Raw genomic sequence first — 17,098 nt, 5'->3', positions numbered from 1 at the left:
GGTCATGATTTCCTGGTGCGGTGACCAGGACCGTACCCACCGACGTCGACGGCGAAGTCGCAGCCAGATCCGAGCACCGGCTGGCCCTGCGGAAGTCACTCGCCCGCCTGTCCGTCCGCCCGCGGTCGATCCTGATCCTGTCGGTGATCCCGCTGGTCGCGATCGGGTACGGCATCTACGGCTGGCAGCACGACTGGGTGCTCGGCGTCGACAGCGCGGTGTACCGGGCGGGTGCGCTGACGCTGCTGCACGGCGATTCGCTCTACGACGCGAACACGCTGCCCAACGAACCGTGGTGGGCGCTGCTGCCGTTCACCTACCCACCGACGGCGGCGCTGATCTTCGTGCCGCTCGCGGCCTTCCCGACGCAGATTTCGTGGGGCCTGATCACCGCCGTCTCGCTCGGCGCGATGGCGCTGTCGATCCGGATCGCGATCGGCGCCCTGCCGCGTCCCGCCGCCGACGGCCCGCGCTGGTGGGCCTCGCCCGCCCGCTCGACCATCGTGTTCTTCCTGGTCTTCCTCGGCCTCGAGCCGGTGTGGCGGACGATCTTCCTCGGCCAGATCAACCTGATCCTGATGGCCATGATCCTGCTGGACATGCTGGTCATCGGCGCCCGCGGGAGCCGCTGGGGCGGCGTGCTGGTCGGCGTCGCCGCGGCGATCAAGCTGACGCCGCTGGTGTTCCTCGGGCACCTGTTCGTCACCGGCCGCCGGATGGACGCGATCCGCGGCTTCGCGACGTTCGTGCTGCTCCAGGGCCTGATGTTCCTGATCAACACGCACGACGCTGCCAAGTACTGGACCGTCACGCTGCCGGACACCGGCCGGATCGGGCCGGTGCACTGGGCGGGCAACCAGTCGCTGAACGCGCTGATGAACCGGGCCACCGACCTCGCGCCGTGGGCGTCGAAGGCGGCGATGGGCATCGGCTTCCTGCTCGCGATCCCGGCGCTGTGGCTGCTCATGCGGTTCCACCGCAAGGGACAGGCGCTGGCCGCGCTGCTCGTCACGGCGTTCTGGACGCTGCTGATCTCGCCGATCTCGTGGACCCACCACTGGGTGTGGGTCATCCCGCTGATCGTGCTGCTGGTCTCGCGACTGCCGAAGACCACCCCGAAGACGGCGTGGAAGCGCTGGGTCGGGACCGGGCTGGTCGCCTTCGTGTTCGTCAGCTGCGTGCTGCTGATCCTGCCGAACGGCCGCAACGTCGAGCTGCACTGGAAGGTGTGGCAGAACGTGCTGGGGGACGCCTACATCCTGATGCCGGTCGTGCTGGCCTTCGCGCTGATCCTGCGCTGGGGGCTCCTCCGTCGAGCGCGGGAGAAGGCCGCACCGGACGAGCATGTCGACGTCGAAGCCGGCGTCTGACCCGCGGGGCCGGCTCGGCCTGCTCCTGGCCGGCGGGATCGCGCTGCTGGTGCTGGCTTTCGGCGTCCTCGCCTGGCTGGCCGGCTGGCACCTGGGCGCGGACAGCGCCGTCTACCGCGCCAGCGCGCTGACGCTGCTGCACGGTGACCCGCTCTACACGCGCGACGTGCTGACGGCGCTGCCGGACTGGGTGCGGCTGCCGTTCACTTACACGCCCGCCGCCGCGCCGCTGTTCCTGCCGCTGGCTCTCGTGCCGTCGGGCCTGGTCTGGGGCGTGATCGCGTTTTTGTCGGTGGTCGGTCTTATGGTCGTGATCACGGTGGTTTCGTCGTCGCCGGGGGGCTCGTCGCTTCTGGGAAGAAGCCGGTGGGCGCTGCCGGCGGGAACGGCCATCGCGCTGGCGCTGGAACCGGTGTGGAAGACGCTGTTCCTGGGCCAGATCAACTTGATACTGATGGCGTTCGTGGTGCTGGACGTCCTGGTGCTGTCCGCGCGGAGGTCGCGGTGGGCGGGCGTGCTGATCGGCGTGGCGGCGGCGATCAAGCTGACCCCGCTGATCTTCGTGCCGCACCTGTTCTTCACGGGCCGGTGGAAGGACGGGCTGCGGGCCCTGGGCACGTTCGTGGCGCTCGAAGCGGTGATGTTCGCGGTGATCCCGGTCGACGCGGCGCGGTTCTGGCGGGATTCGGCGACCGACCCGAGCCGGGTCGGGTCGGTGCACTGGATCTTCAACCAGTCGCTCAACGGGCTGGTCAACCGGGCCTCGGCGCTGGCCCCCTGGTCGCTGGCGGTGGCGGTCGGGGTGGCGGCGGTGCTGGCGGTGCCCGCGGTGTGGCTGGTCGTGCGGCTGCACCGGCGCGGTGAGGACGCGGCGGCGTTGCTCGTGACGGCGTTCTACGGGCTGCTGCTGTCGCCGGTGTCGTGGTCGCACCACTGGGTCTGGTGCGTGCCGTTGCTCACGCTGCTGGTGGTCAAGGCCCGCTGGTGGGCCGCGGCGGCGGTGGCGGCGCTGTTCCTCTCGCAGATCGTGATGCTGGTGCCCAACGGCGGTGACCGGGAGTTCGGCTGGGGCCTGGGCTGGTCGGTCCTCGGCAACGTCTACGTCCTCGCGGCGGCGGCCGGGATCCTCGGGCTGGCGGCGCGTGAGCTTCGCCTGGTCCGGCGGTCACCCCAGGTCGTGACAGTTTGACAATCCGGCCGAAAGCAGGTGGAACGGTCCGGCGCCGACCCGCTGACCGCACTTTCCGCCGTGACTGCCGGTCGGATTGTCAAAAATCGGCGCAGTAGGCTGACTGGCGCTATGGACAAACACACCGGTCTGCCCGTCGTGGGCATGGTGGGCGGCGGCCAGCTGGCCCGGATGACCCACCAGGCGGCGATCTCCCTCGGCCAGTCCCTGCGCGTGCTCGCCGCGAGCGAGAACGAAGCCGCGGGGCTCGTCGCGGGCGACGTCACCCTGGGGCACCACACCGACCTCGAAGCCCTGCGGAAGTTCGCGGCCTCGGTCGACGTGCTCACGTTCGACCACGAGCACGTGCCGGGCGAGCACCTGCTGACGCTGGCGATGGAGGGCTACGTCATCCGGCCGGCGCCGTCGGCGCTGGGCTTCGCGCAGAACAAGCTGGTGATGCGCGAGATGATGGCGGGCCTCGGCGTGCCGGGCCCGGCGTTCGCCGAGGTGTCCACAGTGGACGACGTGGTGAAGTTCGGCGGCGAGCACGGCTGGCCGGTCGTGCTCAAGGCGTCGACCGGCGGGTACGACGGCCGCGGTGTCTGGATGCTGGACACCGCGCAGCACGCCCGCGAGACGGTGCCGGAGCTGCTCGAAGCGGGCACGGCGCTGCTGGTCGAGGAGAAGGTGGCGATGCGGCGGGAGCTGTCCGCGCTCGTCGCCCGCTCGCCCTTCGGCCAGGGCGCGGCGTACCCGGTGGTCGAGACGGTCCAGGAGGGCGGCATCAACACCGAGGTGCTGGCGCCGGCGCCCGGGCTGTCCGACTCGCGGGTGCACGAGGCCCAGGACCTGGCGCTGCGGGTGGCGTCGACGCTGGACGTCACGGGCCTGCTGGCGGTGGAGCTGTTCGAGACCGACACCGGGCTGCTGGTGAACGAGCTGGCGATGCGCCCGCACAACTCCGGCCACTGGACGATGGACGGCTCGCGCACGTCGCAGTTCGAGCAGCACCTGCGCGCGGTCCTCGACTACCCGCTGGGCCGCACCGACCTGGTCGCGCCGGCGTGCGTGATGGCGAATGTGCTGGGTGCCGACGTGCTGCCCGAGATGGGCCCGGACGAGCGGCTGCACCACCTGTTCGCGCGGTACCCGGAGGTCCGCGTGCACCTGTACGGCAAGCAGGAGCGCCCGGGGCGCAAGCTCGGGCACGTCAACTTCACCGGCGAGCGCATGGACGACCTGCGCAACCGCGCGCTGCTGTCGGCGCACTGGCTGTCCCACGCCGTCTGGCTCGACGGCTACGAGATCCACTGACGGGAGTGACGGGTATGGCGCCGCAGGTGGGCGTGATCATGGGCAGCGACTCGGACTGGCCGACCCTCGAGGCGGCCGGCGCGGCGCTGGACGAGTTCGGCGTCGAGTACGAGGTCGGCGTCTACTCGGCGCACCGGACGCCCCAGCGCATGCTGGACTACGCGACCTCGGCGGTGGCCCGCGGCATCCGCGTGATCATCGCGGGCGCGGGCGGCGCGGCCCACCTCCCGGGCATGGTCGCCTCGGCCACGGTCCTCCCGGTGATCGGCGTCCCGGTCCCCCTGAAGTACCTGGACGGCATGGACTCCCTCCTGTCGATCGTCCAGATGCCGGCCGGCGTCCCGGTGGCGACGGTCTCGGTGGGCGGCGCCCGCAACGCGGGCCTCCTGGCCGTCCGCATCCTGGCGGCGTCCGACGAAGGCCTGCGCTCGAAGATGGCGAAGTTCCAGCAGGACCTGGAGAAGCTGGTCCTGGACAAGGACGCGGCCCTGCGCGCGAAGACCGGCCACTGAGTCCTACTGGCGCAAGTTCTCCTCGAAGAAGGGCAGCAGCGTCTCGTCGATGTGGGCGTTCTCGCTCAGCCGGGCCACGACCGGGCGACCGCTCTGCGTGGTGCCGATGAGCTTTCCGCCGGTGCCGTTCTTGATCTGGACGTGCCCGACGGAGATCAGGAACTGGACGAACTTCTTGGCCAGTTTGACGTTCCGTTCGGACGCGCCGCGCTGCTCCAAACCGAGGCGCTGGTGCCACGCGCCGTCCAGCAGGACGCGGCAGATCTTCTCGCAGATGTCGAAGTTCTGGTCCAGGCAGAACATGAAGTACGGGTTGACGGGGTCGGTGATCGCACCCCGCCGCTTCAGGTAGCCCCGGAGCCTGGTCGCGTCGAGCACGTGGAGGTCTTTCCCGACCTTCAGCAGCGCCGTCGAGTCCTTGGCGAGGTTGGTGAAGTCGGCTCCGGTGCACACCAGCCCGGTGATCTCCGTGTCCAGCATCAGGAGGTTTGAGAAGTCCGCGCCGGTCACGTCGGCGTTCGAGAGCACGCACGCGTCGATCGCGGATTCGGAGAAGTTCGACCCGGTCAGATCCACACCGGTGAAGACGGTGTCGGTCATGATGCTGCTCGACGCGTTCAGGCCGCGCAGGTCGACGTGGTCCCCTGAACTGAAGCTGACGCCGGTCAGCGTGCAGTTCGAGAGGTCGAAGCTGTCGCCGATGAGGTCGCGCAGGCTGGCGGGGACGCTTCGGTTCTTGCGTTCGTTGTGCCGCTTCGCGCCCCAGAGCAGCGTGAGCATCTGATCGATGCCCTTGTGCATCTTCCGCGACGGCCAGAGGGCGGAGAGCTGCGTGTAGGCCTCTTGCAGCTTCTCCTCCGGCATCGAGTTGACGAAGGTGATCATGGTGTCGGTCACCGGGACGGACCGCGGCTCCGGCTTGCCGTCGACGAGGCAGTCGATGAGGTAGCCGGCCAGCAGGAACTCGCGCAGCGAGTTGTGGGAAAACTGCCACCGCGCGGTGGTTTTGTCGGTGCTTCTCGTGAGCGTGGTGGAGGACCGCAGGTCGTCGAAGAGGGAATCTTCCGCATCGGTGACGCCTTCGATGCGCTTCCTCGTCATCTTCGACTCGAACACCGTTCGGACGACTTCGCGGAAGTTGGCTTCGTTGACGCTCTTTTGCTGGCTCGTCGACGTGTGCAGGGCGAGTTTCTGGAGGAAGAGAAGCCGCTCCGTCGGGAACAGGGTCGCTGTCCGCGCCCAGTCGCGGAGCATGAGCTTGTTCACGATCAGGTTGTAGATGTCCCACTCGGACATCTTCCGTTCGAGGTCTTCGTTGTCGTCCTTCTTCAGTTCTTCGACGACGTCGAGGAGGTAGGTGATGATCACCGGCTTCCCGGACAGCGATACGTTCCGGTCCTCTTCGTTGCGGAAGACCTTCGACAGCAGCCCGGTGACCACGTCGGCGCCCTCGGGGTCGTCTTTCAGGCGCCTGCGCACCAGTTCGATGGTCTGTTCGTACGTCAGGTCCCGCAAGCTGCGTTCCACGCGGTTGAGCACGAAGCGCTCCAGCAGCGAGTCGACCTCGCGCTCTTGCTCGACGACGGCGCGGTCCAGCACGTCCATCGGGCGGTGTGACCCGCCCAGCTTCTGGTACAGGACTTCGAACACCCGCAGCTCTTCGGCTTCCGTGAAGTAGTTGGGGCGGCTCGTCAAGATCCCTTTCGCCCCGTTGCTCGCCAGGTCCGCGAGCGCCTCCAAGCACGCGCGCCGCTCGCGCACGTTCAGGTACTGGGCCATCTCGTCGTAGCCGTCCAGCAGGAGCACGACGCGGCCGTTGGAGATCATGCTTTCGACGAAGGAAACCGGGAGGTGGGTCAGTTCGTTCCGGTCGAGGAAGTGGTGCAGCAAGCCGCGGGAGTCGAACTGCTTCGCGAAGTCCCGCAGCTCGATCCGGAACGGCAGGCGCGGGCTGAGGCCCTGCTGGTACAGCTCGGCCCAGCGCTTCTGCAGCACCTCGGTCAACGCGGTCTTGCCGGTGCCGTACTCACCGACGATGATCAGCCAGGACCGGTCCTTGTCCTCGTCGTAGAGCCACTCGCTGAGGTGGCGCGTCGCCCACTGGTTCCCGTACTTGTCGTCGAAGTTGGGCTCTTCGTAGACTTCGTCGAGCGCCTGCAGGGTCTTGGCCTGACGTGAATCGCCCAGGATGTACGACAAATAGGGTTGAACTCGTTCGAAGTTCGCGAAGAGCTCGTCGTAGGTGAAGGTGAGAATTCCCTCGGCACCGGCTCGTTCTTTGACACCCGGCGCGAATCCCGTCGGGGAAATGATCATCCGCTGCGCGCCGGGCTCGTTGCGGAACGGCGTCAGCTTGGCGAGGTACCCGTCGTACATCGTGTCGTCCACCTGCTGGACCGTGGGCTCGATGTAGACGTTCTGCTCGCTGAAGCCCGACAGCTGGGTCGCGACGAGCTCGACTTCGACGCCGCCGCGCTCGACGGGACCGCTGACGTCGTAGCCGTTGGTTTCGAAAAGCCAGCGCACGGCCGCGGGCAGACTGGTTGCCGTGAACTTCTGCTCCATGCAATTCCCCCGGCCGGCGGACCACTGTGTGGCGATCCCCGCCATGATAAGGAGTTCGCCACAGCTTCGGAAGCGCTTCGTGATCCGCCCGGATTTCGTTACGCCGCCCGCGGTCCGATGCGTATTCGATATTGCCCGGTTACCTCACAGCTGTTCCCGCAGCTGCCGCTTCAGCACCTTCCCCGCCGCGGACACCGGGATCTGCTCGACCACGTGCACTTCCCGCAACCGCTTGTACGGCAGCACCTTCTCGTTGACCGCGGCCATCAGCTCGTCCGCGTCCAGCGGCCCGCGCGGCACCACGAACGCCACCGGCAGCTCGCCGACCTCGGTGTCCGGGCGGCCGACCACCGCGGCCGCCGCCACACCGGGCATCGTCACCAGCAGTTCCTCGAGCTCGCGGGGGAAGACGTTGTATCCCTTGTACAGCAGCATGTCCTTCTTGCGGTCTACGATGGAGAGGTAGCCGTCGGTGTCGAGGATGCCGATGTCGCCCGTGTGGAGCCAGCCGTCGACCAGGGCGTCCGCCGTCTCCTGGGGGCGGTTGCGGTAGCCCTGCATGATCTGCGGGCCGCGGAGGCAGACCTCGCCCTTCTCGCCCGCCGGGAGCGGGTCTTCGCCGCCTTCGGCCGCGACGATCTTGACCTCCGTGTCGAAGATCGGGACGCCCACGGAGCCGACCTTGCGCGTTCCCGACTGGTACGTCGGCGAAATCACCGCGCCCATCGTCGCTTCGGTGAGGCCGTAGCCCTCGCTGACGACGACGCCGGGGAAGCGCTCGCGCAGCGCGGTGATCATCGCGTGGTTCATCGGCGCCGCGCCCGAACCGATCGAGCGGACCGACGACAGGTCGGCGGTGTGGAACGACGGCGTCGCGAGCAGCGCGGCGAACAGTGCCGGGGCGCCGCCGATGCCCGTGATGCGCAGCCGTTCGGCGTCGGCGACGTACGCCGCCGGGTCGAAGCGCGTGTGCAGGACGATCGTCGTGCCCGCGAGGACCGCCGCGTTCAGGCCGCCGATGATGCCCATCGCGTGGAACCACGGCGTCAGGTTGATCGCGACGCCGGTGCCCAGGCGCGTCGCCCACTCCTCCTCGCTGCCGATCTGGTCGAGGGTGATGTCGCCCCGCGCGTCCAGCGCCGGCACCGAGCCGGAGCCCCAGCAGGCGTGCTGGAGGGTGTTGACGACGACGTTGCGGTGCGTGAGCCGCACGCCCTTCGAACGGCCCGTGGTGCCGCCGGTGTAGGCCAGGTGCGCGAGGTCTTCGTGGACGTCGATGTCCACCTCGGGACGCGTCGCGGGCCGGCCGTCCTGGAACGCCTCGAACTCGACGGCGCCCTCGGCCAGGTCGCCGGCGGGGGCGACGACGACCGTCAGCCGCACCGGGACGCGGTCGGCGACGCTCGCCAGCGCGCCCGCGACCGGGCCGAACGTCACCACGGCCGCGGCCTCGCAGTCGGCGAGCTGGAAGGCGAGGTCGTCCGGCGGGAGCAGCGGGTTCGCCGGGCTGAAGGTGGCGCCGGCCAGCAGCGTCCCGTAGTAGGCGACCGGGAACGCGAGGCAGTTCGGCAGGTGCAGCGCCACGACGTCGCCGCGGCCGATGCCGCGGGCCCGGAGCGCGTGCGCGAACCGGCACGCGGCGTGCCACGTCTCGGTGAAGGTGAGGGTGCGGCCTTCGTGCTCGAAGGCGATCCGGTCGCCCCAGCGGGCGGCGCCCGCGGCGAGGATCGAACCCACGGGGACTTCGGGGTAGTCGAGGGAGGCGGGCAAACCGGGCGGCGTCGTCGGCGCGGTGAGCGGCATCACTCGACCATACGAATTCTGCGGTCAACGACACAAGGACGAGGGCGCCACCTGCTGTGAACGAGCGCTAACATCGACAGAACTCTTCCGACGTTGCAGAGAAGGTGACCCGAAGTGACCGACGGCCTGTACCAGCTTGCCGAGGAGCACGAGGAGCTGCGGGCCGCGGTCCGGGCTCTGGCCGAGAAGGAGATCGCGCCGTACGCGGCCGAGGTCGACGAGAACGAGCGCTACCCGATCGAGGCGTACAACGCGCTGGTCAAGTCGGGCTTCAACGCCGTCCACATCGGCGAGGAGTACGACGGCCAGGGCGCGGACGCCGTCGGCGCCTGCATCGTGATCGAAGAGGTCGCGCGGGTCGACGCGTCGGCGTCGCTGATCCCGGCGGTGAACAAGCTCGGCACGCAGCCGATCATCCTGTCCGGCTCGGAGAGCGTGAAGAAGCTGGTGCTGCCCTCGATCGCGTCGGGCGAGGCTTCGGCGTCGTACGCGCTTTCGGAGCGCGAAGCGGGCTCGGACACCGCGTCGATGCGCACGCGCGCCCGGCTCGACGGCGACCACTGGGTGCTCAACGGCACCAAGTGCTGGATCACGAACGCGGGCGAGTCCTCCTGGTACACGGTGATGGCCGTGACCGACCCGGACGCGGAGAAGAAGGCCAACGGCATCTCGGCGTTCGTCGTGCACAAGGACGACCCGGGCTTCTCGGTGGGCCCGAAGGAGAAGAAGCTCGGCATCAAGGGTTCGCCGACGCGCGAGATCTACTTCGAGAACTGCACGATCCCCGAGGACCGCATCATCGGCGAGCCGGGCACCGGCCTGAAGACGGCCCTGCGCACCCTCGACCACACCCGCCCGACGATCGGCGCCCAGGCACTGGGCATCGCCCAGGGCGCCCTCGACGCGGCCGTGGCATACGTGAAGGACCGCAAGCAGTTCGGCAAGGCGATCGCGGAGTTCCAGGGCGTCCAGTTCATGCTGGCCGACATGGGCACCAAGATCGAAGCGGCCCGCCACCTGGTCTACGCCTCGGCGGCGGCTTCCGAGCGCGGCGACAAGCGCGCGGGCTTCATGGCCTCAGCGGCGAAGGCGTACGCGTCGGACATCGCGATGGAGGTCACGACGGACGCGGTCCAGCTCTTCGGCGGCGCCGGCTACACCCGCGACTTCCCGGTGGAGCGCATGATGCGCGACGCGAAGATCACCCAGATCTACGAAGGCACCAACCAGATCCAGAAGGTCGTCATGGCCCGCGCCCTGCTCAAGGGCTGACCGGATCGTTCCGGCGGGGTCACCCCGCCGGAACTATCCGGACCGTCGCGGCGTGGGCCGCCGGGCTCGCGACCAGCGAGCCGGCCGCTTGCCCGTACATGCGCCGGTAGGCGGCGTCGATTTCCGCCGCGGGCTCGTCGACCGGTGTTTCCAGGGCGACGTCGCGGGTGACGTTCCCCAGCCGGATCCGGCCGTGGCCGTGCTCCCGTGCCGCCTGGTACCAGCGGGATCCGGCCCCCGCGGTACGCGCGGACGTACAGCTCACCGCGGACCAGGACCATCCCGAGCTCCACGCCGCCGCCCTCGCCGCCGGCGGTCAGGACCAGGGACTCCGCGCCGGTCAGCAGCGCCAGGTCTTCGGGTCGCCACCCGGTCATCGCGTCCGGTCCGGGCTCGGCTGCTCCGCCGTCCACGAGGTGAGGATCAGCAGGGCGTCGTGGGAGGGGCTGCCGGGCTCCGCGGTCAGGACCATGAGGCGCTGGCCGGAGCCGTCGGGGCTGGCCCAGGTGTCGCAGTCGAGCGTCAGCTCGCCCACCACCGGGTGGCGGTAGTGCTTGGTGCCGTAGCTCGCGCTGTTGACGTGGTGTTCGGCCCACCAGGTGCGGAAGTCCCGGTCCTGGACGGACAGGTCGCCGACGAGGCGGGCGAGATCGGGGTCGTCGGGGTCGGCCGCGGCCTCCATCCGCAGGGCGGCGACGGCTTCCCGGGCGTCGTGGGCCCACTCTTCGTGCAGCTGCCGGACAGCCGGGTTCGTGAACAGCAGCCGCAGGTAGTTGCGGCGGTCCGCCGGGAGGGCGGCGAAGTCGGTGAAGAGGGCCGCGGCGGCCGGGTTCCAGGCCAGGACGTCCAGGCGCTTGCCGAGAACCAGCGCGGGTGTCCGGGTGAGCTGGCCGAGCAGCCGGCGCATCGCCGGGCGCAGGCGCTGCGCGGAACGCCGCCGGCGGGGCAGGGCGTCGGCCCGGCCGGCGAGCTCGTAGAGGTATCGCTGCTGGTCGTCGCCCAGCCGCAGGGCCCGGGCCAGGGTGATCAGCACGGGCGCGGACGCCCGGACGCGGCCCTGCTCCAGCCGGGTGTAGTAGTCCACGCTGATCGACGCGAGCCGGGCGACCTCCTCGCGGCGCAGCCCGGCGACCCGGCGCGCGGAATCCGGCTCGGGCAGGCCGCACTCCTGCGGGGTCAGCTGGGCCCGCCGGGCCTTGAGGAACGCGCCCAGCGCGCGGGGGTCGGAGTCTGCCGTCATGTCCACAGTGTCCCGCCGCCGCGGCTGATGCAGGGGACGTGAAGGGGGGCAAGTCCTTTCCCCGGCAGAAACCTGTCTCTCCCGCCCGGCCGGGATCCGGCGGACTGTGGTGGAGCACCACTCACCACCGTCTCGAGGAGCGCCACCATGGCCAGGACCACCGTCAGCTTCGACAGCGCCGGCATCCCGCTCGCCGCCCACCTCTACACCCCTGACACACCGGCTTCCGGGCCGTGGCCGGCACTGGTGGTCGGGCACCCCGGGACCGGCGTCAAGGAACAGACCGCCGGCACCTACGCGCAGCTGATGGCGGAACGCGGCTTCGTCACCCTCGCCTTCGACGCCGCTCACCAGGGCGAGTCCGGCGGCCTGCCCCGCGGGCTGGAGGACCCCGCCCAGCGCGTGGAGGACTTCAAGGCCGCCGTCTCCTTCCTCATGACCCGCGACGACGTCGACGCCGACCGCGTCGGCCTGCTCGGCATCTGCGCCTCCGGCGGCTACTCGCTGGCCGCGGCCGGGGGTGACCACCGCGTCAAGGCCGTGGCCACCGTCTCCGGCGTCGACGTCGCCCGTCAGTTCCGTTACGGCGCCGACGGCACCCAGGACCCGGCCGTCTTCCAGGGGCTGCTCGACCTCGCCGCGCAGGCTCGCACCACCGCGGCGCGCGGGGAAGATCCCGGCGTCATGACCATGTTCCCCGAGACCGCGGAGCAGGCCGGCGCGCTCGGCGGGCAGCACGGCGTCGAGGGCTTCGAGTACTACTGCACCCCGCGCGGTGCGCACGACCGCTCCGCGAAGTTCCTCACCTGGCCGAGCGTCGACAAACTGGCCGCTTTCGACGCCTTCCGCGCCGTCCCGCTCATCGCCCCGCGCCCGCTGCTGCAGATCGTCGGCAGCCGCGCCGTCACGTCCTGGATGGCCGTCGAGGTCCACCAGCGCGCCACCGGTCCCCGGGAGCTCCACTGGATCGACGGCGCCAGCCACGTCGACCTCTACGACCGGAAGGAGTACATCGATCCCGCCGTCGAGAAGCTCGCCGCGTACTTCAGCGAAGCCCTTACCAGCAAAAAGACGGAAGGAAAATGACCCACAAGGGGGAGTGTCCAGACAAGTTACCCGCGCGTTAACCCAGTGGTGACGCGGATCACCATCGGTTCACAGAGAGGTGAAACGGATGGGCGCAACGACGCGCAGGTGGCTCACGGCGGCCGTCGCCACGGTGGCGGCGCTGGCACTGGGGGCCGGGACCGGACAGGCCGCGGAACGGGAACCCACCGGGCCCGTGCAGCCGAACATCCTCACGGCCGCGCTCTACTCGCTGGGGGCGCCCACCATCGCGCCGCCCGGGGCGAACGACTGGAACTGCAAGCCCTCCGCCGCACACCCGAATCCCGTGCTGCTCTCCAACGGGACCACCGCCAACGCCTACGAAAACTGGGCCAACCTCTCGCAGAAGCTCGCGAACGCCGGGTACTGCGTCTTCGCCGGGAACTTCGGCGGGACGCCCGGGACCTTCCTGCAGACCGTCGGGCCGATCGCCGACACCACGAAAGCGCTTGCCGCCTTCGGGGACAAGGTCCTCAGCGCCACCGGGGCCCGGAAGCTCGACGTCGTCGGGCACTCGCAGGGCGGGATGAACGTCCGGTACTGGATCAAGTACCTCGGCGGCGCCGGCAAGATCAGCCGGCTCGTCGGGCTGTCGCCGTCGAACCACGGGACCGATCTCTTCGGGCTGCTCAGCACCCTCGAAATGATCCCCGGCGTGCCCGCCGCGCTCGGGACCGTCTGCCAGGCGTGCAACGAGCAAGCCGTCGGGTCGGACTTCCTCACCGACCTCAACGCCGGGGGCGAGACCGTCGACGGCATCCAGTACACCGTCATCCAGACCCGGTACGACGACGTCGTCACGCCGTACACGAGCGCGTTCCTCGAAGCAGCCCCGAACGTCAAGAACATCCTGCTGCAGAACGTCTGCGGGCTCGACTTCACCGACCACCTCGGCATCACCTACGACCCCGTCGCCGCGGGGCTGGTGCTCAACGCGCTCGACCCCGCACACGCCAAGACGCCGCCGTGCGTGCCTGTGCCGCCCGTCATCAGCTGAGTTTCGCCACATGAGACATAACCCACCGCCGGGGCGGATTTCCGCTCCGGCGGTGTCACCCTCGAAGCATGTACTGGCCGGTTCCGGCGTCCTGGACGCCCCACGACGAAGCCGAGCTGGTCGCCGGCTGGCGGCTGTGGCTCGAGCTGTCCGACCGCGCCTGGCCGACGGCCGCCTGGGACGGCACGCCGGCCGGGGCCGTCCGGCAGTTGCGGGAACTGCTCGCCGCGTGCGACGAGATCGAAACCGCTTACCGCGCCGACGCCGATGAGCCGTCGGACGGCTTCCTCCGCCTGACGCAGGGGCTCGCCGTCACCGCCGGTTCGGTGATCTCGCTCTGGTTCGACGACGCCGACCAGCTCGACGGCGACCGCGCCGCGCTGCTGCACGACGACCTCGCGCGGTTCGCCGAACAGGCCGAGCAGGTGCTGACGCTGCTCGCCGTCAACGGCGGCTGGGCCGGGCTCGACGAGGTCCGGCGGCGGCCCGCCTAAGTCCCGGGCGCCAGTGTCGGGTCCGTCCCGCCGCCTTCGACGGGCCCGAACCGGGTGCCGCCGAGCATGTCGTCGAGCGGCCGGTCCAGCGTCAGCCGGTGGTCCGGCTCGAGCGTCCAGGCGAGGTCGAGGCGGGTGTCGATGTGCTCCCGGCGTTCGACGCGGTGGGTGTTGTCCGCCGCCCACGTGCCGTCGAGCTCCATCCGCAGGTGCACGGCCAGCCGTCCCGGTTCCGGTGTGTGCCAGGCGAACCGGTGGACGACGAACTCGGTGCTCCAGCTCGACCAGTATTGCCAGCCCGTCCCGTCGGCGCGGAACCCGAGCTCGGTGTACTCGGTCGAGCCGGGGTACAGCTCCGACTCCGACCAGTAGCCGACCAATCGCGCGTTCACCAAGCGATCGTGCCACAGGCACAGCAAGTGATTACGCCGCTTGGCGCAGCGGGAGGCGCGCCGGAGCGGGTACCCGTGCGGGCATGAACCGGACATCAGAAGGCGCGAACCGGGCCGGGGCGAAGGCCGAAAGAGGCGTGCACCGGACCGAGGCCGACGCCCAGCGGGGCGAAAAGAGCAACACCGCTCAGCTGCTCGGCCGGATCGGCATGGCGTGCTACGGCGTCGTGCACCTGGTCATCGCCTACCTGGCCCTGCAGGTCGCCTTCGGCGACAGCGAGCAGGCCGACCAGAAGGGCGCGTTGCAGCAGATCGGCTCGACGGCGTTCGGCCAGGTCCTGCTGTGGGTCGTGGCCGTCGGCCTCGTCCTGTTCGGGCTCTGGCAGTTCCTGATGGCCGCGACCGGGTACGAGTGGGTCAGCGGCGGGAAGCGGACGCGCAAGCGGATCGGCGCCGCCGCCCGCGGCGTCGTCGTGATCCTGCTCGGCTTCACCGCCGTCCGGATCGCCACCGGCAGCGGGGGCGGCGGGTCGAGCAGCCAGAAGCAGCAGGAGTTCACCGCCGAACTGCTGAAGCTGCCGGCCGGGCCGGCGCTGGTGGTCATCGCCGCGGCGGCCGTCCTCGGGGTCGCGATCGCCGCCGGGGTGAAGGGCGCCAAGAAGAAGTTCCTCGAGGACCTGAACACGACCGAGTTGCCGGGCAAGACCAAGCGGTGGATCGGCGGCGTCGGCCGGGTCGGCTACCTCGCCAAGGGCGTCGTCCTCGCGATCGTCGCGATCCTCCTCGCCATCGCCGGGTTCGAGGCCGACCCGAACAAGGCCGGCGGGCTGGACGCCGCCCTCAAGACGCTCGCCGCCCAGCCCTTCGGCACCGTGCTGCTCACCGTCGTGGCGCTCGGCCTCGCCGCGTTCGGCGCGTACTGCTTCGGCGCGGCCTGGGCCCACAAGCGCTAACGCCGGGCGACCTGCGCCAGGTATTCCTTGCGGTCCAAGGGGTTGTCGCCCGTCCGCGGCCGGATCGGCGGCGGCCCCGGGTACGGCCGGTACTCGCAGAACTCGCTGAGGAAGACGCCTTCGCCCTGGCCGAGGGCCGGGAGCGCCTGCTCGAACTCGTGAACGTGTTCCGCCGGGATGGTGCCGTGCAGCGTGCAGGAACCGCCCGCGGTGACCGGCTCGCCGGGGACCGCGCGCAGCTCGGCCAGCTTGACCAGCACCGCGCTGACGGCGTGCACCGGGACTTCCAGCTCGAAGCGGTGCACCGGCTCGTGCACCCGCGTGCCGGCCTCCTGCAGCGCCGCCATGAGCACCAGCGGCGTCATCTTGCGGAAGTCGCCCGCGACGCTGTTCGGGCTGAAGAACGCCGTGTGCGTCAGCGTGACGGCGACGTCCAGCACCTCCCAGCCGTAGAGCCCCTGTTCGAGCGTGCTGTGGACGGTCTCCTCGATCGCCTTGTGGAACGCCAGGGGCAGCGAGCCCAGCTCCACCGACAGCCCGAACGTGACCCCGGGGCCGGGCTCCACCCGCAACCCGACCGTCGCGAAGAAGTACAGCCGCTGCTCCGGGTCCAGCTCCTCGAGGGCCTCGCCGCGGGCGACGGGTTTCTCGACGTACAGCGTGCGCGTCCGCTCGAAGGTGACGTCGATGCCGGCGCCGTCGGCCAGCATCGAGCGCAGCACCTCCTTCTGCACTTCGCCGTAGAGCCGCACCGAAACGTCGTGGCCGTACCGGCGGACGTCGATCAGCGGGTCCTCTTCGGACAGCCGGGTCAGCGCGGTGAACAGCGCCGCGGCCTGCTCGGGCCGGACCGGCCGCACGACGGTCTCCAGGCTCGGCGGCGCGAACCCGCCGTCCCGGGCGGCACCGGGGGAGCCGAGCCGGTCGCCGATCCGGACCTCGCGCAGGCCGCGCACCCGGGCGACGTCCCCGGCGAGCGCCACGTCCTCGCCGTCGACGTCGACCGCGGAGACCCGGCCGGTGAACTCGGTTTCGCCGCGGTAGAAGGAAATCTTCTGCCGTGGCGCCAGGGATCCGGAGTGCAGGCGGGCGTAGGCGACCTTCTCCCCGGCGCGGCCGCGGTCGATCTTGAACACCGTCGCGGCCAGCGGCCCGTCGCCGGTGCGCTCGGTCGCCGGGAGCAGCCCGGCCATCGCCGTCACCAGGTCCGCGACGCCGGCGCCGGTGATCGCCGAGCCGGTCAGCACCGGGTGCAGCTCGGCGCGGGCGACCTGCCGGGCCAGCTCGGCGCGGCAGGCCGCGGCGTCGGCGTGGCCCTCCACATAGGACTCCAAGAAGGCGTCGTCGCCGTCGGCCAGCAGTTCGGCCAGCTCGTCGGGCGACGTCGTGTGCAGCGCGAACGCCCGCGGCGCCAGCTTCGCGCGGATGTCGCCGAGCTGGTCGCGGGCGCCCAGCCGGTCGATCTTGTTGACGAAGACCAGTGTCGGGATGGCGAGGCGGCGCAGGGTGCGCATCAGCACGCGGGTCTGGGCTTGGACGCCTTCGACGGCGGACACCACGAGGACGGCGCCGTCGAGCACGCGCAGGGCGCGCTCGACCTCGGCGATGAAGTCCGAGTGGCCCGGGGTGTCGATCAGGGTGATCCGGGTGTCGCCGGCCGGGAACGACGCCACCGCGGACCGGATGGTGATGCCGCGACGGCGTTCGAGCTCGAGCGAGTCGGTCTGGGTGTCGCCCCGGTCGACGCTGCCGAGGCGGTCGATGACGCCCGCTTCGAAGAGCAGGCGCTCGGTCAGGCTGGTCTTACCGGCGTCGACGTGCGCGAGAATGCCGATGTTCAGGGTTTTCACGGTCGTGGGGGATCCTTTGTGATGCGGGTGACAGGCCGGGCGGATCGGTCTGTCGGCG

The 17,098-nt window shown here is 70.3% G+C and carries 15 protein-coding genes; 9 read left to right on the top strand and 6 right to left on the bottom strand.

Annotation, left to right across the window (positions count from 1 at the left end):
* Positions 1 to 20 precede the first annotated feature (20 nt).
* The 4 genes from H4696_RS28725 to purE all read left to right on the top strand — a co-directional run bounded on the left by H4696_RS28725 (position 21) and on the right by purE (position 4,367).
* The gene (locus tag H4696_RS28725; protein WP_086857856.1) at positions 21 to 1,370 is read left to right on the top strand and encodes a glycosyltransferase 87 family protein; all 1,350 of its coding nucleotides are present in this window, start codon (positions 21 to 23) and stop codon (positions 1,368 to 1,370) included.
* Positions 1,345 to 2,559, top strand: a complete 1,215-nt coding sequence (locus H4696_RS28720) for a glycosyltransferase 87 family protein (protein WP_086857855.1) — start codon at positions 1,345 to 1,347, stop codon at positions 2,557 to 2,559. Before H4696_RS28725 ends, H4696_RS28720 begins: the two co-directional genes overlap by 26 nt.
* A 111-nt stretch (positions 2,560 to 2,670) precedes the next feature.
* Positions 2,671 to 3,855 (top strand): 5-(carboxyamino)imidazole ribonucleotide synthase, encoded by a 1,185-nt coding sequence (locus H4696_RS28715; protein WP_086857854.1) that lies wholly within the window; start codon positions 2,671 to 2,673, stop codon positions 3,853 to 3,855.
* Positions 3,856 to 3,869: 14 nt separating this feature from the next.
* A complete protein-coding gene (gene purE, locus H4696_RS28710; RefSeq protein WP_086857853.1) occupies positions 3,870 to 4,367 on the top strand; it encodes a 5-(carboxyamino)imidazole ribonucleotide mutase in 498 nt (165 codons plus the stop codon).
* 3 nt (positions 4,368 to 4,370) lie between these two features.
* On the opposite strand, the gene H4696_RS28705 is transcribed toward purE, so the two are convergent.
* On the bottom strand, positions 4,371 to 6,932 hold the full coding sequence (locus H4696_RS28705) for a pentapeptide repeat-containing protein (RefSeq protein WP_158104277.1): 2,562 nt from the start codon (positions 6,930 to 6,932) through the stop codon (positions 4,371 to 4,373).
* Between the two features lie 144 nt (positions 6,933 to 7,076).
* Entirely contained in the window at positions 7,077 to 8,735 is a 1,659-nt protein-coding gene (locus H4696_RS28700) for a class I adenylate-forming enzyme family protein (RefSeq protein WP_192782591.1), read from the bottom strand.
* A 114-nt stretch (positions 8,736 to 8,849) separates the two neighbouring features.
* On the opposite strand from H4696_RS28700, the gene H4696_RS28695 reads away from it, so the two are divergent.
* Positions 8,850 to 10,007 carry an acyl-CoA dehydrogenase family protein gene (locus H4696_RS28695; RefSeq protein WP_086857850.1) on the top strand — a complete coding sequence of 386 codons (1,158 nt, stop codon included), beginning with the start codon at positions 8,850 to 8,852 and terminating at the stop codon, positions 10,005 to 10,007.
* Positions 10,008 to 10,026: 19 nt separating this feature from the next.
* Here H4696_RS28695 and H4696_RS50340 read toward each other — a convergent pair whose 3' ends face one another.
* A complete protein-coding gene (locus H4696_RS50340) occupies positions 10,027 to 10,272 on the bottom strand; it encodes a DUF2255 family protein (RefSeq protein WP_211299638.1) in 246 nt (81 codons plus the stop codon).
* A 108-nt stretch (positions 10,273 to 10,380) separates the two neighbouring features.
* Entirely contained in the window at positions 10,381 to 11,247 is an 867-nt protein-coding gene (locus tag H4696_RS28685) for a helix-turn-helix domain-containing protein (protein WP_086857849.1), read from the bottom strand.
* 147 nt (positions 11,248 to 11,394) lie between these two features.
* Between H4696_RS28685 and H4696_RS28680 the strand changes: the two genes are divergently transcribed.
* The 3 genes from H4696_RS28680 (at position 11,395) to H4696_RS28670 (ending at position 13,845) form a co-directional block, all read left to right on the top strand.
* Positions 11,395 to 12,333 carry an alpha/beta hydrolase gene (locus H4696_RS28680; RefSeq protein ID WP_086857848.1) on the top strand — a complete coding sequence of 313 codons (939 nt, stop codon included), beginning with the start codon at positions 11,395 to 11,397 and terminating at the stop codon, positions 12,331 to 12,333.
* 88 nt (positions 12,334 to 12,421) lie between these two features.
* Positions 12,422 to 13,351 carry an esterase/lipase family protein gene (locus tag H4696_RS28675; protein ID WP_086857847.1) on the top strand — a complete coding sequence of 310 codons (930 nt, stop codon included), beginning with the start codon at positions 12,422 to 12,424 and terminating at the stop codon, positions 13,349 to 13,351.
* 68 nt (positions 13,352 to 13,419) lie between these two features.
* Entirely contained in the window at positions 13,420 to 13,845 is a 426-nt protein-coding gene (locus H4696_RS28670; protein WP_086857846.1) for a hypothetical protein, read from the top strand.
* On the opposite strand, the gene H4696_RS28665 is transcribed toward H4696_RS28670, so the two are convergent.
* The gene (locus H4696_RS28665) at positions 13,842 to 14,237 is read right to left on the bottom strand and encodes a hypothetical protein (protein ID WP_143264992.1); all 396 of its coding nucleotides are present in this window, start codon (positions 14,235 to 14,237) and stop codon (positions 13,842 to 13,844) included. The genes H4696_RS28670 and H4696_RS28665 overlap by 4 nt on opposite strands.
* Before the next feature lie 137 nt (positions 14,238 to 14,374).
* Here H4696_RS28665 and H4696_RS28660 point away from each other — a divergent pair, with 137 nt between their 5' ends.
* Positions 14,375 to 15,190, top strand: coding sequence for a DUF1206 domain-containing protein (locus H4696_RS28660; protein ID WP_086857844.1), 816 nt, complete (start codon positions 14,375 to 14,377; stop codon positions 15,188 to 15,190).
* Here the strand turns inward: H4696_RS28660 and H4696_RS28655 are convergent.
* Positions 15,187 to 17,040, bottom strand: coding sequence for an elongation factor G (locus H4696_RS28655; RefSeq protein ID WP_086857843.1), 1,854 nt, complete (start codon positions 17,038 to 17,040; stop codon positions 15,187 to 15,189). The two genes, H4696_RS28660 and H4696_RS28655, sit on opposite strands and share 4 nt — an antisense overlap.
* Positions 17,041 to 17,098 lie beyond the last annotated feature (58 nt).

Source organism: Amycolatopsis lexingtonensis, assembly GCF_014873755.1.
Classification (GTDB): domain Bacteria; phylum Actinomycetota; class Actinomycetes; order Mycobacteriales; family Pseudonocardiaceae; genus Amycolatopsis; species Amycolatopsis lexingtonensis.
Note: the sequence above shows the minus strand (reverse complement) of the source record. Positions and strands in the feature narration are given on the sequence as shown.

What these genes read in the sequence shown, in the direction of transcription:
- H4696_RS28680 (WP_086857848.1), top strand. Translation starts at nt 11,395, where the DNA reads ATGGCCAGGACCACCGTCAGCTTCGACAGCGCCGGCATCCCGCTCGCC.
- H4696_RS28670 (WP_086857846.1), top strand. Translation starts at nt 13,420, where the DNA reads ATGTACTGGCCGGTTCCGGCGTCCTGGACGCCCCACGACGAAGCCGAG.
- H4696_RS28700 (WP_192782591.1), bottom strand. Translation starts at nt 8,735, where the DNA reads ATGCCGCTCACCGCGCCGACGACGCCGCCCGGTTTGCCCGCCTCCCTC.
- H4696_RS28685 (WP_086857849.1), bottom strand. Translation starts at nt 11,247, where the DNA reads ATGACGGCAGACTCCGACCCCCGCGCGCTGGGCGCGTTCCTCAAGGCC.
- H4696_RS28705 (WP_158104277.1), bottom strand. Translation starts at nt 6,932, where the DNA reads ATGGAGCAGAAGTTCACGGCAACCAGTCTGCCCGCGGCCGTGCGCTGG.
- H4696_RS28720 (WP_086857855.1), top strand. Translation starts at nt 1,345, where the DNA reads ATGTCGACGTCGAAGCCGGCGTCTGACCCGCGGGGCCGGCTCGGCCTG.
- H4696_RS28675 (WP_086857847.1), top strand. Translation starts at nt 12,422, where the DNA reads ATGGGCGCAACGACGCGCAGGTGGCTCACGGCGGCCGTCGCCACGGTG.
- purE (WP_086857853.1), top strand. Translation starts at nt 3,870, where the DNA reads ATGGCGCCGCAGGTGGGCGTGATCATGGGCAGCGACTCGGACTGGCCG.
- H4696_RS28715 (WP_086857854.1), top strand. Translation starts at nt 2,671, where the DNA reads ATGGACAAACACACCGGTCTGCCCGTCGTGGGCATGGTGGGCGGCGGC.